The following is a 13,984-nucleotide window of genomic DNA, read 5'->3' on the forward strand; positions in this document are numbered from 1 at the left end:
TGATCAAAAAGCTCATCAACCATACGATTGCAGACTTGGAAGTGAGCAGTATCACCACCTTTTGAAGGACGCGCTATCCGTGGATATCTATTGGCCAACGTTCTGGCCAAATGGGCCAAAAATTGACCACAGCGCTCCAACGGTTACCTTGGACGAGCTTTTGCCAGATATCGGTGGCAACGCGTGTGCTTATTTCGACAAAAATGACCGGCCCCGTGCGGGAGATACCGTGCGTCTTCTCTGGACACCCCCAGTGTCAGATATCAATGGCTGGAGCGAGCAGCCCTCGGAAATAGCTCTCAGCTACTTGCTGACCGCGAACGTCTCCAGCGAAGCGGCTTTGGTATCGCCATCAGGCGGCAACCCGCATCTCATTCATCAGGGAAAATACCGGCACACGTTCAGGATTCTTGCTCGTGAAAGGCTGTTACCTGCGCTGAAAACTTTTCCAGCAGATGCAAACACCTGGAAGCTGCCGGTGACCGCCACGGATCAAGGCTTCACCCCGCTATTGAATGAGGTGCGCTGGTGCGGTAAGGCAACAGTTGAAGGTCTGATTTATCTGGCTGTGACCGCGTCTAACGAGACCTACATGGAAATGCTGGTAGACAAAGAAGATGAAAACTTCATCGGCCTGTTCTTCATGCACGTCAATCCTGGAGGATCTGACTTCAATCTAGGTAGGCAGCCTCTAACGTCCATTGAGCAGAAATTAATTCGAAGCCTTATTAACAGGGCTCAACCACTCGCAGATTCGCAGGCACCCTACATCCTAACTGGAGGCACGCGGGACTGAAGTGGTCTGTGCGCCTGGTTTGTCATGATGGCGGCCATCCGCGCCAGGCCGGAAGCGGTCATTAGTGGAAGGCCGCAGTCGGCCAACGACGGGGGTTATCTGTGGCTTGGCAAGCTTTTCTTGTAGCTTAAGTTAGCTACCAAATCAGGGGCGATTCAGTATTGAGTTCATGATTACCCTCGTGACGACAGCGCTAGCACGGAAATGACTCGCTTTAGGGGGCGACCGCTCGACGAAACTAATCGACTACAGTTGCGCGGGGTAGGTGGTTTCAGACATCCGCAGTGATGCAAAAAAGTAGCTTGATACCGGTAGTCCCGTTTTGTATTTCGTGCTCCTTTTGGGCCAGATTCATGGTGGTGTTTGCCCAGATATACGTTTCTGATGAAGAAAGCGCTGAAGGATCTGTGGTGCCTTGGTGAATATCGGAATGTCCCAGGCTGCCGTCTGGATAGCGCAACCATCCCTCCCAGCCCAGCAGGGTAGCGCCGGTTGCCTCCATGATTTGCAAAGCTTCAACCGCGCGGGGATAAGGAAGCACGAGTTCACTTTGTGATGCGGACAACTGTTGCAAGTCAGTCAATGTCATCGGTGCATCCCTGTGGCGTGTGTAGGTTATTGAGTGTGGAGCCTAAATAGTTTATCGGCCTGAATCGCCCCAGAGCTATAGTCACCTTCACATAGTAGCTTCTGGGTGTGCTTCGCCCTTGGAGGCTGCTATGGGTTCAGTTTCCTGACCGTTGTCGACAGGCAAGCTTACGTGCCCTGTGGCGTCGAGACTGAGACAGCGTCCGATCTTCGGAGCTCTGAATCAAGAGCGTTTTCAGCTCGGGATCCATGGGGAAACCATCCTCCAACCATTTGAGCGCTAATCCCGACCAATAGTCAGAATGTGACGTCAGCGCTGTAACGACCAGCGGTTGTAACGCTATGTCGCCAGGAAGTATGCATTTTTCTCCAAGGGCCTTTATCGCACGGGGCAACTCTTGCGTACCTTCCCCTAATGGCTTTTCCAGCAGCGGCAGTAACCATACATAGGTGAAATCCCCGCTCATCTACTTCTCCCGAATACTTACTGGCGTGCTTTGAATGGTAGTGACCGTATTGACCGACGTCTGCCTGTCGTCAGCCGCTGCCCATTACGCGCCTACTCAAACAATGCACGCACTCGTTGAACTATCTCATAGGAATTATCAGATACAAATACTGAAATGCCTAGGTAGTGCTCAAGGTGCAGGGTAAGCGTGTGTTCGCCAGCGATCAGGCTCCAGTAGCGCTGATCAAGTCCGTCGGCTTTTTCATTCCAGTAACCGCCTATTCCGTGCTCAAGCTTCTGAGCCACGGTCTCGAACAGTTTCCAGTCGGCGAGTTCTGATATTTCTATGGTTGCCATGCGTCACCTCATCAAGCGAATGCAGATTTTCGTGGTTCTCGCGAGCGGCAGCAATGGGTTGAAAGCGGCCATTCTCGAGTGAGCCCTATCGACCCATAGCGAATCGTCGGGGCTGCCTGGCAAAGCAGCCAAGGTGGGGTTGGGCTTTGCGTGTGCTTGCCCGGGTCTATAAGCTGCATCCTTAGTCCCAATTAACTTCGCAAGAGGCAAACCTTTGTCCACAGATCCGCTGTGTCTCGTTTTTGTTCCGGCGCTTGTATCCCTGCTTAAGGCGGCGGAGGATCGCAAAGGCTCACAGCTCAGCGAGGGTGAGGTGCTTGAGATTCGCGATAATGCAACCGCGACAGCAATACCCTTCAGTGTCGCCGTCGCGTTGGAAAAAGAGAGGGGTTACGAGGACATCGCTCCAGAAGAGTGCTGGAAGGGATGGCAGCGAGTACGCTCATTTCTCTGAGAAAACAGTCCTCACGTCCGCCGATCACCCGGCTAGGCTTTCCTTGCTTTCAGCGCCGTGCTGAAAGTTGTTGCGGCGCCAGGAAGGCGTCGTGGAAGTAATTGTGGAACGCGTGCATCGCCGGGCTGAATTCCCGCTCGCGATGCCAGGCCAGGCCGACGCTCATGGGGGTGACCTTGTCGGTGATGGTCACTGTTTCGATGCGTTTACCCTCCAGCGACCAGGGGCGGTGTACCAGGTCGGAGAGGATCGCCACGCCGCTGCCGTTGGCCACCATGCTGCGCACCGCTTCCACAGAGCTGGTGCGGATTCGCACGTTGGGCTGCTGGTGGGCATGTTCCCAGTAGCGCATGGCGCTTTGTTCGGCTTCGTCGACGGTAAGCAGGATGAAGGGCTCCTGTGTGACGTCGGCAAGGCTCACGGCCGAGCGTTCGCACAGCGGGTGATGACTGGGCAGCCACAGCCGGCGCTCGGAATTGAACAGGGTTTTCGAAACGATGTCCGGGTGGGTCAGGTTCGAGGTCAGCACCACCGCCATGTCGAATTCGCCTTCCAGCAGGCCTTGCTCGATGGCCTGGCGCTCCCGCTCGTGCACCTCGATGGCCACGTCCGGGTGCCAGTGTTCCAGGCGTTGCAGGTGGTGCGGCAGGAAGTAGCCGATCACCGTGTAACTGGCCGCTACCCGCAACAGGCCGGTGGCGCGAATGTCCGGCAGCGGGCTGTTAAGGGCGTCGTCGACGCTGCGCAAGATCACGTAGGCCCGATTGAGAAAGTGCCGCCCGGCATCGGTCAGGCTCATGCCCTGGGCCGAGCGCTGGAACAGTAGCGTGCCGAGCATGCCCTCCAGTTCCTTGATCGCAGTGGTCACCGCCGACTGGGAAATATTCAGATGAATCGCAGCTTGGGAGATTTGCCCGATCTCGGCCGTGGCGACGAAGTAGCGAACCTGGCGCAGGGTCAGTGACATGAACACTCCGCTTGATGAGGTATCTGATTTTCAGAAGATATCCCCTCGGATAATAGATCTTCCCAAGGGGTTGGCTGGAACTTAACGTGCTCTGCATGAAGTCACAAGCGTCAGGAGCACGTGTCATGCAGGCAGTAGATTTCAATTCGGACATGGGCGAAGGCTTCGGTCCGTGGACGATCGGCGACGGAGTCGACAACGAACTGATGGGCTTCATCAGCTCGGCCAACATCGCCACCGGTTTCCATGCCGGCGACCCCGGCACCATGCGTCGCACGGTCGAGCAGGCCAAGCGCCTGGGCGTGGCCGTCGGTGCCCATCCGGGCTTTCGCGACCTGGTCGGGTTCGGCCGCCGCCACATCCATGCATCGGCCCAGGAGCTGGTGGACGACATGCTGTATCAGCTGGGCGCCCTGCGTGAGCTCGCCCGGGTTCAAGGCGTAGCCCTGCAACACATCAAACCCCACGGTGCGCTGTACATGCACCTGGCCCGGGACGAGGAAGCGGCGCGTTTGCTGGTGGAAAACCTGCAGCGCCTGGAGCCCGAGCTGCTGCTGTATTGCATGCCCGACTCGGCGATCTGGCGTATCGCCACGGAGCTGAGCCAACCGGTGATCCGCGAGTTCTACGCCGACCGCGAATACGACCTCAGCGGCTCCATCGTCTTCACCCGCAATGTGCGTGCCTACGACCCCGCGCAAGTCGCTGCGCGGGTACTGCGTGCCTGCCAGCAAGGCGTGGTGCGCACGGTGGAGGGTGAAGACCTGGCGATCGAGTTCGATTCCATCTGCTTGCACAGCGATACACCCGGTGCCCTGGCACTGGTCGAGGCCACCCGCAAAGCGCTCGATGGCGCGGGGATCCAGGTGCGCGCACCGCGATAACGCAACCGAAGACACCTGGCACGCAGACGCCAGGGTTTGCTCGACACACAGATTTTTTGCCTGCCTTTCTACAACTATTCCAAGAGGAACAGACATGGCGCAGCACACAGTCATCACCCCATTGCCGGGGACTTTCTACCGCAAAGCCACTCCGGAGTCGCCGAACTACGTCGAGGCCGGTGCCAGCGTTAGCGCCGACACGGTGATTGGCCTGATAGAGGTCATGAAGCAGTTTTCCGAACTGACCGCGGGTACGGCAGGGCGCCTGAACGCGTTTCTGGTCGAAGACGGTGATCCGGTGGAGCCGGGTCAGGTCATCGCGACACTCGAAGACGCGTGAGGGCACGACCATGACCCAAGGCATTGTTAAACTGCTGATCGCCAACCGTGGCGAGATCGCCGTGCGGATCATCCGTGCCGCGAAAGCGCTCGGGATTCCAACCGTGGCGGCGTGCAGCGAAGCAGACATCGATTCCCAGGCCGCGCGCATGGCCGACGAAGTGCACATCCTCGGCCCGGCCCGCGCTGACAAGAGCTACCTCAATGTCGAGGCCTTGCTCGGTGCCCTGAAGGCCACCGGGGCCAACGCGGTGCACCCCGGTTACGGCTTTCTTTCGGAAAACGCCGAATTCGCCGAAGCAGTACTCGCGGCTGGCGCGATTTTCGTCGGCCCAAGCCCCGAGACCATCCGCCGCATGGGTGACAAGGCCGAAGCTCGGCGCACCGCGCAAGCGGCGGGCGTGCCGGTGGTGCCCGGTTCTGCCGATGAACTGTTCGATGTGGAGTCGGCGGTCGAAGCCGCCAGCTCCGTCGGTTTCCCGCTGCTGATCAAGGCCTCGGCCGGAGGCGGCGGACGCGGCATTCGCCTGGCGCAAAACCTGCAACAGTTGCGCGAAGAATTCCCCCGTTCCCAGCGCGAAGCCCAGGCCGCCTTTGGCAATGGCGCGGTGTACCTGGAGCGCTTCATCGGCAAGGCCCGGCATATCGAAGTGCAGGTGCTGGGCGACGGCAAGCAGGCGGTTCACCTGTTCGAGCGCGAATGTTCGCTGCAACGCCGTCGACAGAAGATCTTCGAAGAGGCGCCGTCGCCGGTCCTCGATGCGCAGCAGCGCGAGGCCCTGTGCGCGAGCGCCGTGCGCCTGACCGAGGCGCTGGGATACAAGGGCGCTGGCACCCTTGAATACCTGTACGACGACGCCACCGGCGAGTTTTTCTTCATCGAGATGAACACACGGATCCAGGTGGAACATCCGGTCAGCGAGCTGATCACCGGTATCGACCTGGTCCAGGCCATGTTGCGCATTGCCGGTGGCGAGCCACTGGGACTCAAGCAAAGCGATATCGAGATCAACGGCGCAGCCCTGCAGATGCGCCTGAACGCCGAAGACCCCGCGCGGGATTTCTTCCCAAGCCCAGGGCTTGTGCAAGCGCTGAACTGGCCACAAGGCGGGGGCGTGCGTGTCGACAGCCATCTTTATGAAGGCTACCGGGTGCCGCCATACTATGACTCGCTGCTGGCCAAGCTGATTGTTCATGGCCGTGACCGCACCGAAGCCCTGGCCCGCGCGCGACTGGCGGTCGAGCAGACCACGCTCACCGGCATGGCCAGCACCTTGTCGTTGCACGGCGAACTGCTGGAGCAACCCTGGTTGCACACCGCCGATTTTCACACCGGCACTTTGGAAACCTGGCTGGCCGAGCGCCGCAGTGAAGGTGCAGCATGAGCAGTCCGATTCGCTACAGCTTTGGCGCCGACGAACACCTGTTTGCCGAAGTCAGCGACAGCATGTCCCTTGAAGCCTTCTTCAAGGGCATGGCGGTCACCCGCGCGGTGGAGCGTCTGGCCCTCGATGGCGTGCTCGACGTGTGCTTGGCCAATGCCTCGTTCCAGATCCGCTTTGACCCGGATCGCATCGCCCCGGCCGATCTGCTTGAAGCGGTGAAGGGGGCCGAGGCCCAGGCCGTGGCCGAGCGCACCCTGCACACCCGGATAATCGAGATCCCGGTGCTCTACAACGATCCCTGGACCCACGAAACCCTGATGCGCTTTCGCGACCGCCACCAGGACCCGAATGCCACGGACCTGGAGTACGCCGCGCGCATCAACGGCTTGGCCGACGTCGAGGCGTTCATCGCCGCCCACAGTGGCGCGCCGTGGTTCGTTTCGATGGTGGGTTTCGTGGCGGGCCTGCCGTTCATGTTCCAGATGGTCGAGCGTGAGCGCCAGTTGCAGGTGCCCAAGTACCTGCGACCGCGTACCGACACGCCGAAACTGACCCTGGGCCATGGCGGCTGCTTCGGTTGCATCTACTCGGTACGTGGCGCCGGTGGCTACCAGATGTTTGGCGTCACCCCGGCACCGATCTACGACCCGCAGCAGAACCTGGCGTACCTGAAGGAACACATGGTGTTCTTCCGTCCCGGCGACATCGTGCAGTTCAAGCCGATGGACCGCGATGCCTATGACCACGCCGTGGCCGAGGTCGAAGCCGGGCGCTTCGATCTGCGCATCCGTCCAGTGGAGTTCTCGCTCGATGCGTTTCTCGCCGACCCGATCGGCTATCCCAAGTCGCTGCAGGAGGTGCTGGCATGATCAAGGTGCTCAAACCCGGTCTGGCCACCTCGGTGCAGGACCTCGGCCGCGAAGGCTACTACCATCTGGGTATCCCGCCTTCCGGGGCGCTGGACCAGTACGCCCTGAGCGCGGCCAACCAGTTGGTGGGCAATCCGGCCAATTCGGCGGCGCTGGAGTGCACCTTGCTGGGGCCGGAGCTGGAGTTTCAGCAGGACGCCCTGGTGGCGGTATGTGGTGCGCAGATGACGCCGAAGGTCGATGGCGTGGACATGCACTTGGACACCGCCTTCGAAGTGAAGGCCGGGCAAGTGCTGCGTTTCGATTTTCCCAAGGCTGGCGCGCGGGCTTATCTGGCGGTGGCCGGCGGTATCGATGTGCCGGTGGTGCTCGGCAGTCGTTCCACCTATGCGCTGGGGGCGCTGGGTGGTTTCCAGGGACGCAGGCTGGTGATTGGGGATGAGCTGCCGATCGGCGCCGCCAGCGGCAAGGGGCGTGCCGGGGCGAGTCTGCCCATGGCCTTGCGTCAGTCGCTGGGAGGGGAGATCACCCTGCGGGTGGTACCGGGGCTGTACTACGAGCGCCTGACCCTGGCGGCGGCGGACAGCTTTTTCGCCGAAGCCTGGACCGTCGGCTCGGAGGCAGATCGCATCGGCTATCGCTTCAAGGGTGGCAGCCCGCTGAGCTTCCAGCCTCGCGAGCAGCCGTTCGGCGCCGGTTCCGATCCTTCGAACATCGTCGACAGCTGCTACCCGATCGGCTCGATCCAGGTGCCGGCAGGGCTCGAGCCCATCATTCTGCACCGCGATGCAGTGTCCGGTGGCGGCTACGCGATGATCGGCACGGTGATCAGTGCTGATCTCGACCTGGTCGGCCAGATGCAACCCAACCAGAAGGCTCGCTTCGTCGCGGTGACGCTGGAAGAGGCGCTGCAAGCCCGACGTTCCTACAAGAAAAAACTCAGCTGTCTGAGTAAGCTGTTCCCTTCCTGATCTGCCCGCCGCACTGCGCGGGTAAAGCCAAAAAGGTAAGCCAACGCCGCCCTTCGTTACGGGGCGGCTGCCCGCGCTTCAACCTCTGACTTGCGGCGCCGCGCAAGGTCGGTATCAGCCGTCAGTGATGGTCTGGCCTCGGCTACCAGGCTTGCGCATGAGGTTCCGGACCTGCCAGCGCAGGAAACAGCGGCAGCACTTCTTCGGCCAGTTCCTGGATGATTTCCAACGGCGGGCGCCGCGCCATCTGCATGCCCAGTGCCGCATGATTGACCCCGGCGTCACGCCACTCATGCAGCAGATCGATCAGGCCGTTTCGACCGGTGCGCAACACGTAGCCACCTTGTTGCGGCGTGCGCGGGAAGGTCGGGTCTTCATCCAGGTCGATCCATTCATTGGTGACATGCGGGCGGAAGCCTCCGCCGGGAATGAGCGCCCGCCAGGCACTGATCTTCTCGGCCAGGCGCCGAGGCCCAAGGATATTGTGGGTGGCGTCGGGGTAGGTGATCCAGCCGTCGGCCTGCTCGCCAAGCCATTGCAAGGACTGGCGCGATGAACCGGTCACCAGCAGCGGGATCCGTCCAGTGACGGCTTTGGGGAGCAGTTGGGCGCCATCAAGCTGTCCCAGTGGCGAATGGATCGGTGCAGGATGGCCGGCCAGCAGTCGGCGGAAGTAGTCCACGCTCTGCGCGAAGCGCTCCCCTCGACCGTCATGGGTCAGGCCATAGGCCGGAAACTCCACCGGTCGATCGCCCGAGGCGATGCCCAACACCAGGCGTCCACCAGACAAACAGTCCACGCTGGTCGCGGCTTTCGCCAGGTCGATGGGGTGGCGCAGCGTGAAAATCGCGCTGCCGGTTGCCAGGGTGATCCTGCGGGTATGGGCTACCAGATAGGCCAGGTAGGTGAACGGATCGAATACCTGGCCGGCATCACCGAAGGCAGGGTCGTACAAGGGCACATCACGTACCCAGGCGGCGGCAAAGCCCAGGCGGTCGATCTCGCTGACCAGTTGCGCCTGCCCGTGCAGCACGCTCATATCGCCGTCATAGAAACGAAGCGGCAGGAAGATGCCCAGAGTCAACTGACCGTGGGCGAACATACGTCGGTAACCGGGATGCAGGGCGAAGGCATCGGCGCTGGCGCCCTGGGTGCTGATAGGGGTCATGGACATTCCTTGGTTTGGGAGTCAGGGGCCGGTGGCTGGCGCCGGGAGACGAATGCCGCGCTGCACGGCGGGACGTTGCTCGATCTGTCGGTACCAGCGATTCAGGTGGCGGTAGGAGCTGAAGTCGAAGCCAACGATCTCGGCGATGTGCAGCCAGGCGAAGCTGGCGATATCTGCAATCGAATAGGATTCGCCGGCCAACCATGGGCGGGTTGCAAGCTGCTGGTCGAAAAGTGCGAAGGCATCCTCGGTGAGGGCGCGGTAGCGCTTCTGCGCCGCAGGATTGGGGATGGGCTCGAAGCACTCGAAGTGCACGCGCTGACCCAGCAACGGGCCCATGCTGGCGCTGTGGTGCATCAGCCAGGTGATTGCCGCCCAACGCGGTTGCGCGGCCTGTTCGAGCAGCTGGCCGCTGTGTTGTGCCAGGTACAACAGTATTGCGGCTGATTCGAACAGCACGATGCCGGCTTTGCGGTCTACCAGCACCGGGATGCGGCCTGCCGGGTTGAGTGCCAGGAAGTCTTCGTGGCGATGCTCGCCCAGGTCGATGTTCACGTGGACCAGGCGATAAGGCAGCCCCAGCTCCTCGAGGGCAATGGTGATCTTGAAACCGTTGGGGGAGCTGTCGGTGTAAAGCACAAACGCAGGGTCCGTCATGTTGTTCACCTTAATAAAACTGATTCGAATGTCTCTGGCACAACGCTATGCTAGGTATCATCCAGGTGGTTTACGAACGATCATTCCACTTGCTCAAATCAGTTTTTCTAAGGTTGGTATTGCATGGGTGCCGTGTTGCCGTTGCTTGCGTTGCGTGCCTTTTCCGAAACCACTCGCCTGGGCAGCCTGAAGGCCGCCGCCGAGCGCATGGGCGTGACCCCGGGTGCTATCAGTCAACAGATTCGCCTGCTGGAGGATCGCCTCGGGGTTACCTTGCTGACCCGCAGCCGCTATGGCGTGCAGCTCACAGAGGCGGGCGCAAGTCTGTATCCGGGGCTGTCGCGTGGGTTTGGCCAGATCGAAAGCGCGCTGCTCGATCTTCAAGTCCTGACACGGGCCAACACCCTGACGATCAGTACCCAGCCGTCATTCGCGTCCAGCTGGCTGGTGCCGCGGTTGGCGGACTTCAATGCGCTGCATCCGGAGATCGACGTGCAGGTGCAGTCCACGGCCGAGCTTGTCGACCTGCACCGGGAGCCTGTTGATATTGCCTTGCGTCATGGCCTGGGCGATTACCCGGGGCTGGAGTCGATACCGCTGCTGGCGCCTGTGCTGCTGCCGGTGGCCAGCCCTGGTCTGCTTGCTGGCGGGCCGGCCCTGGACGAGCCGCAGGACTGCCTGCACTACCCACTTCTGCAGGATGCCGAGCGTGCCGACTGGACGCTGTGGTTGCAGGCTCATGGTGTCGAGCCCGATCACCGTAGCCGCCGGGGGCCGAGCTTTGATGAGGATCTGCTGTTGGTGCGTGCGGCTGTCAGTGGGCAGGGTATTGCTTTGGTACAGGCGCAGCTCGCAGAAGAGGATCTGCGAAGTGGCAGGTTGGTGGTGGCGGTGGATCGGGCCTGGCCCTCGCGGTTTGCTTATTACCTGGTTGGTCGTGGGGAGAACATGTGTCGGGCGCAGGTGCGTGCGTTTGTTGAGTGGATTCAAGCGCGGGTTGAGGCTGAGGCGGCATTAGGGGGGGCGTGCTGGAGGGGCTGACTCAGGTGTTTCGTCGTAGAGTGCTGATGACGGAACTGAGGGGCAGGGCTGGACGGGTAGAGCTCAGGCGTGAGCGACGCGAGTGTCTGCCTTGGGACGAAAGTGATTGGCCGCTACCGGCAGCTATCAACCCATCGCTGCCGGTGGCGAAAGGCAGCAATTGGCCAAAAGTGTGCGTTCAAGCTATCTGCGAAATTACGGGTGATTCAGTACCAGTTTTTATAAAATTCAAACTAGCTTCCTCTATCATGAGCTCCGTCCTTTCCTAGCAATCCTTCACTTGCGCTAGCAAAACAGCTCTATAGCAAATGGTTCTATAGCTTCCTGTGAAAGAATATATTCGCATATCTTCCCCCCGGCTAACATTATCCATGAGCGCACCTAACAATCAATCCGATGGGCATGGATGAGTTTAGCTCTGCGCATTATTTTAGGTGGAGGATGTAAAGGTGGAGTTATTCGAGATCACTGGATTCAGCATAAATAATCAAAGCATTACGGCAGACATTGGCAAGCAACCCATGCACGCTGGGGCGGTAGAGCAGCAACTCGCCTCCATAATGTTGGAGCCTACCTCTACCGGTGGCATGATATCGATCATCGCCAACATAGCCAAAGCGTACCTTGATGGTGAAAGCCTCAGGTCGCAGCTTGATCAACTCGCGGGTAGGTTTGAAAGCATTGTTAGAGATGCTATTCAAGAAATTAATGCGCATACGTCAAAGGCAATATTGGATAGCAGAATTGATGAAATCCAAGCTTCCTTAAGTGCTGTCAAGATGCATCTTGAAGACTATGAAGGGGCCAATATCAAAGAAGATGCGCGTCTAACATTAGCTGAAGGCAAAAGCGCAGATGCCTATACTGGAAGCGAAGGGATTGGGTTTGTGGCTATCTTTCCGTACATTTCCGCCGCCAGCTTTAAGCTTCTGGTCCATCTAGTCAAGTACAAATCGAGAAAAGACATAGGGGAACTCAAGCGCGCTAGAGATCTCATAGCAAGAACTATTCCAATAGTTCAGAATTTCGCGAATCAGGCGGTAGAAGTATGGAATACACGCATAGCTGCCGTTACATCGATTGAGGCCTGGACAGTAAAGCCGCCTTGTTCGCGATGCATGATAGAGTGCAGGGAACCCTATCAAATGGGTCGTTTCTACGATCATGGGACACAGTCGCAGTATCTTGATGATCTTGGTACGGTAACCTCAAAAAGAAATGAGTTATTAAGTCATTACAATGCCAAGCGACAGGAGATGATTGATACGGTGGTTGGGCCAACTTCTATAGCGATATCTCGATGGGAAGCTGCTCTGAATGATGGTGGCAACGCTATTCTTAGAATAGATTGCTAAGATTCTCTTGAAGTAGCTGCTGTGGCCGATACCTGCCTATGGTCTCAGGCTGCTATCGACCCTTAGCTGCCGTTAGTGGAAGGCAGTCCGTAACGAGAAACAGCCGTCTCGTGAAGCGTGGCACCGAAGTTAATGAAGCAGATACACCCTGGCGCAAGCCTTTAGCGAGCATCACTTTTTGTTGGTGACGACCAGAGGCGGAACTGTGTGGGGGCGATCATAGTCAGAGGTAGAGTATATATAATGCCAACGGGTCTCCGAGCGCGCGCACAACGCTCGCTCGGAGACCCGTTCGGCTCGCGTTACAGTCTCTGTCCCGTCAAGATTTCATATATGTCGTTGCACCGGGCGGCTATGGTGTTCTGGTTGTGCAAATTAATAAGTTCGATATCTTCATCTCGAATTTTATTGGCCGAATTAGAGAGTTTTTCATCGGCTTCAAGGTACTCCCTAAGTGCTTTTTTTGCAGCATTTCCTTTCCCAAATAAACCATCGCCTCCGGCGCTGCAGGTCGCTAATTTATCAATGGCATCAGCAAGTTTGGTGTCTGCGTCATTTTTGTTTTCCTTCTGCTTAGATGCTTCTGTTTCTTCAGCGGCAATCCGAGCACTTGGAACTACGATGATATTTGCCCGGTCAGTGATCCCCTTTTTCACGGTTTCATCGTTAAAAATGGATGCTATGAATGCAAAGTAAGGGTTCCCCGGTTCGGTTTCGGCGATAAGTGTTGTCATCGTGAGAGGCTTGGCCGCGTCAGCTTCGCTAAGCGTGAACCAGGAGGCTTCATAAGGTGTTGAGGAGTTGGATGCGCTGCCCGTAGCGGGAAAACGTAGAATTTTTCCCGGCGACATGGGGCCCAGCGCCACTGTTGCCGCTGGGTTTGTCTCTATATCGGGGGAGGCACCGGCGACGGAAAACGCAAAGAATGCATTTACGTTTCTCTCCTTGCCGCTGAACATTCTCGAGTCTTTCGATTTGTTCATGACGGCCAGCAAAGGTCGGATTGTCACGGCTGTCTTGTCCTCGCTGGTAACGATTGCCCCTTCGAAGAAAAAATCAGGCCGATCCGCTGGCCATATGCCGTTGTTTTTCAATAGCTCATAAGCATTTGCTTGAGACGAGTATTCACTTAGCCACGGAGCGGTAGCAGGAGGTGTGTCCGTCCTGAAGCGTCCACGTACTACTTGCACACATTCAGGGAAAAGTGCTTTGCCTCCTGCCAGGTTGCGTGAACCTATCTCCTTCGTTGTCTCATCGTTGCCTGCAGCGGTTAGAGCATTGCCTAAAAGGTTTACGCCCTTGGAGACCACTGCTGTAAGCACAGTGTCGGCAAGACCTATGCCTTTTCCTGTTGCTCCTTGAATTGTCACGCATTTTCCCAGACCGACTTGAAGCCCTGATGATGAATTTGAAGAGTTGTCCCCTTCTCTAGGACTCATGCTAGTGCAAGAGGAAATTAAAAAAATAGTTACTGTGCCAAAAAGTGCGGCGAAGGATCTATTCACGCAGACCATAGTCACTTTCCTCAAATTCTTGTGGCGCACATGATGGAGCCTGCTATCATTTTGATGTCAGGCATGATTGGCCGAGTATGGTCAAGCAAAATGAGGAATTCCAGTCACCATGAAAAAAAATTTTATTTTTCTGGTTGCAGGCATTTTGTCAATACTCGCATTGTCAGGCCTGGCAGCAGAACCTTGCGCGT

14 protein-coding genes are annotated in these 13,984 nt (G+C 58.2%); 8 read left to right on the forward strand and 6 right to left on the reverse strand.

The window, feature by feature from the left end:
- Positions 1-79: 79 nt before the first annotated feature.
- The gene (locus POF53_RS08440; RefSeq protein ID WP_498967234.1) at positions 80-796 is read left to right on the forward strand and encodes a hypothetical protein; all 717 of its coding nucleotides are present in this window, start codon (positions 80-82) and stop codon (positions 794-796) included.
- Positions 797-1,067: 271 nt separating this feature from the next.
- Here the strand turns inward: POF53_RS08440 and POF53_RS08445 are convergent, their stop codons facing one another.
- The 3 genes from POF53_RS08445 to POF53_RS08455 form a co-directional block, all read right to left on the reverse strand.
- On the reverse strand, positions 1,068-1,385 hold the full coding sequence (locus tag POF53_RS08445; RefSeq protein WP_498967236.1) for a hypothetical protein: 318 nt from the start codon (positions 1,383-1,385) through the stop codon (positions 1,068-1,070).
- 558 nt (positions 1,386-1,943) lie between these two features.
- Positions 1,944-2,189, reverse strand: coding sequence for a DUF3630 family protein (locus POF53_RS08450; protein ID WP_498967238.1), 246 nt, complete (start codon positions 2,187-2,189; stop codon positions 1,944-1,946).
- Between the two features lie 503 nt (positions 2,190-2,692).
- Entirely contained in the window at positions 2,693-3,610 is a 918-nt protein-coding gene (locus tag POF53_RS08455) for a LysR family transcriptional regulator (RefSeq protein ID WP_498967240.1), read from the reverse strand.
- A gap of 125 nt (positions 3,611-3,735) precedes the next feature.
- Between POF53_RS08455 and POF53_RS08460 the strand changes: the two genes are divergently transcribed.
- From POF53_RS08460 to POF53_RS08480, 5 genes are all read left to right on the forward strand, one after another.
- Positions 3,736-4,494, forward strand: coding sequence for a 5-oxoprolinase subunit PxpA (locus POF53_RS08460; RefSeq protein ID WP_498967242.1), 759 nt, complete (start codon positions 3,736-3,738; stop codon positions 4,492-4,494).
- A 94-nt stretch (positions 4,495-4,588) separates the two neighbouring features.
- Entirely contained in the window at positions 4,589-4,834 is a 246-nt protein-coding gene (locus POF53_RS08465; protein WP_498967244.1) for an acetyl-CoA carboxylase, read from the forward strand.
- A gap of 10 nt (positions 4,835-4,844) precedes the next feature.
- Positions 4,845-6,218 carry an acetyl-CoA carboxylase biotin carboxylase subunit gene (locus POF53_RS08470; protein WP_498967246.1) on the forward strand — a complete coding sequence of 458 codons (1,374 nt, stop codon included), beginning with the start codon at positions 4,845-4,847 and terminating at the stop codon, positions 6,216-6,218.
- Positions 6,215-7,087: a 5-oxoprolinase subunit B family protein gene (locus tag POF53_RS08475; RefSeq protein WP_028690765.1), complete on the forward strand. Its 873-nt coding sequence runs from the start codon at positions 6,215-6,217 to the stop codon at positions 7,085-7,087. The genes POF53_RS08470 and POF53_RS08475 overlap by 4 nt, the downstream gene beginning before the upstream one ends.
- Positions 7,084-8,058 (forward strand): 5-oxoprolinase subunit C family protein, encoded by a 975-nt coding sequence (locus tag POF53_RS08480; RefSeq protein WP_232856088.1) that lies wholly within the window; start codon positions 7,084-7,086, stop codon positions 8,056-8,058. The genes POF53_RS08475 and POF53_RS08480 overlap by 4 nt, the downstream gene beginning before the upstream one ends.
- A 142-nt stretch (positions 8,059-8,200) precedes the next feature.
- On the opposite strand, the gene POF53_RS08485 is transcribed toward POF53_RS08480, so the two are convergent.
- A complete protein-coding gene (locus tag POF53_RS08485) occupies positions 8,201-9,232 on the reverse strand; it encodes an LLM class oxidoreductase (RefSeq protein ID WP_498967248.1) in 1,032 nt (343 codons plus the stop codon).
- Between the two features lie 15 nt (positions 9,233-9,247).
- Positions 9,248-9,883, reverse strand: a complete 636-nt coding sequence (locus POF53_RS08490) for a glutathione S-transferase family protein (RefSeq protein ID WP_498967250.1) — start codon at positions 9,881-9,883, stop codon at positions 9,248-9,250.
- Between the two features lie 123 nt (positions 9,884-10,006).
- Here POF53_RS08490 and POF53_RS08495 point away from each other — a divergent pair, with 123 nt between their 5' ends.
- Positions 10,007-10,924 (forward strand): LysR substrate-binding domain-containing protein, encoded by a 918-nt coding sequence (locus POF53_RS08495; protein WP_498967252.1) that lies wholly within the window; start codon positions 10,007-10,009, stop codon positions 10,922-10,924.
- A gap of 449 nt (positions 10,925-11,373) precedes the next feature.
- On the forward strand, positions 11,374-12,279 hold the full coding sequence (locus POF53_RS08500; RefSeq protein ID WP_498967254.1) for a hypothetical protein: 906 nt from the start codon (positions 11,374-11,376) through the stop codon (positions 12,277-12,279).
- 302 nt (positions 12,280-12,581) lie between these two features.
- On the opposite strand, the gene POF53_RS08505 is transcribed toward POF53_RS08500, so the two are convergent.
- Entirely contained in the window at positions 12,582-13,793 is a 1,212-nt protein-coding gene (locus POF53_RS08505) for a hypothetical protein (protein ID WP_498967255.1), read from the reverse strand.
- Between the last annotated feature and the right edge of the window lie 191 nt (positions 13,794-13,984).

This window comes from Mitsuaria sp. RG (assembly GCF_028369275.1).
GTDB classification, from domain to species: domain Bacteria; phylum Pseudomonadota; class Gammaproteobacteria; order Pseudomonadales; family Pseudomonadaceae; genus Aquipseudomonas; species Aquipseudomonas peradeniyensis.

Excerpts from the sequence above, each read along its gene's own strand:
- POF53_RS08480 (WP_232856088.1), top strand. The coding sequence starts at position 7,084 with ATGATCAAGGTGCTCAAACCCGGTCTGGCCACCTCGGTGCAGGACCTC.
- POF53_RS08495 (WP_498967252.1), top strand. The coding sequence starts at position 10,007 with ATGGGTGCCGTGTTGCCGTTGCTTGCGTTGCGTGCCTTTTCCGAAACC.
- POF53_RS08465 (WP_498967244.1), top strand. The coding sequence starts at position 4,589 with ATGGCGCAGCACACAGTCATCACCCCATTGCCGGGGACTTTCTACCGC.
- POF53_RS08470 (WP_498967246.1), top strand. The coding sequence starts at position 4,845 with ATGACCCAAGGCATTGTTAAACTGCTGATCGCCAACCGTGGCGAGATC.
- POF53_RS08485 (WP_498967248.1), bottom strand. The coding sequence starts at position 9,232 with ATGTCCATGACCCCTATCAGCACCCAGGGCGCCAGCGCCGATGCCTTC.
- POF53_RS08490 (WP_498967250.1), bottom strand. The coding sequence starts at position 9,883 with ATGACGGACCCTGCGTTTGTGCTTTACACCGACAGCTCCCCCAACGGT.
- POF53_RS08450 (WP_498967238.1), bottom strand. The coding sequence starts at position 2,189 with ATGGCAACCATAGAAATATCAGAACTCGCCGACTGGAAACTGTTCGAG.
- POF53_RS08505 (WP_498967255.1), bottom strand. The coding sequence starts at position 13,793 with ATGGTCTGCGTGAATAGATCCTTCGCCGCACTTTTTGGCACAGTAACT.
- POF53_RS08475 (WP_028690765.1), top strand. The coding sequence starts at position 6,215 with ATGAGCAGTCCGATTCGCTACAGCTTTGGCGCCGACGAACACCTGTTT.
- POF53_RS08460 (WP_498967242.1), top strand. The coding sequence starts at position 3,736 with ATGCAGGCAGTAGATTTCAATTCGGACATGGGCGAAGGCTTCGGTCCG.
- POF53_RS08445 (WP_498967236.1), bottom strand. The coding sequence starts at position 1,385 with ATGACATTGACTGACTTGCAACAGTTGTCCGCATCACAAAGTGAACTC.
- POF53_RS08455 (WP_498967240.1), bottom strand. The coding sequence starts at position 3,610 with ATGTCACTGACCCTGCGCCAGGTTCGCTACTTCGTCGCCACGGCCGAG.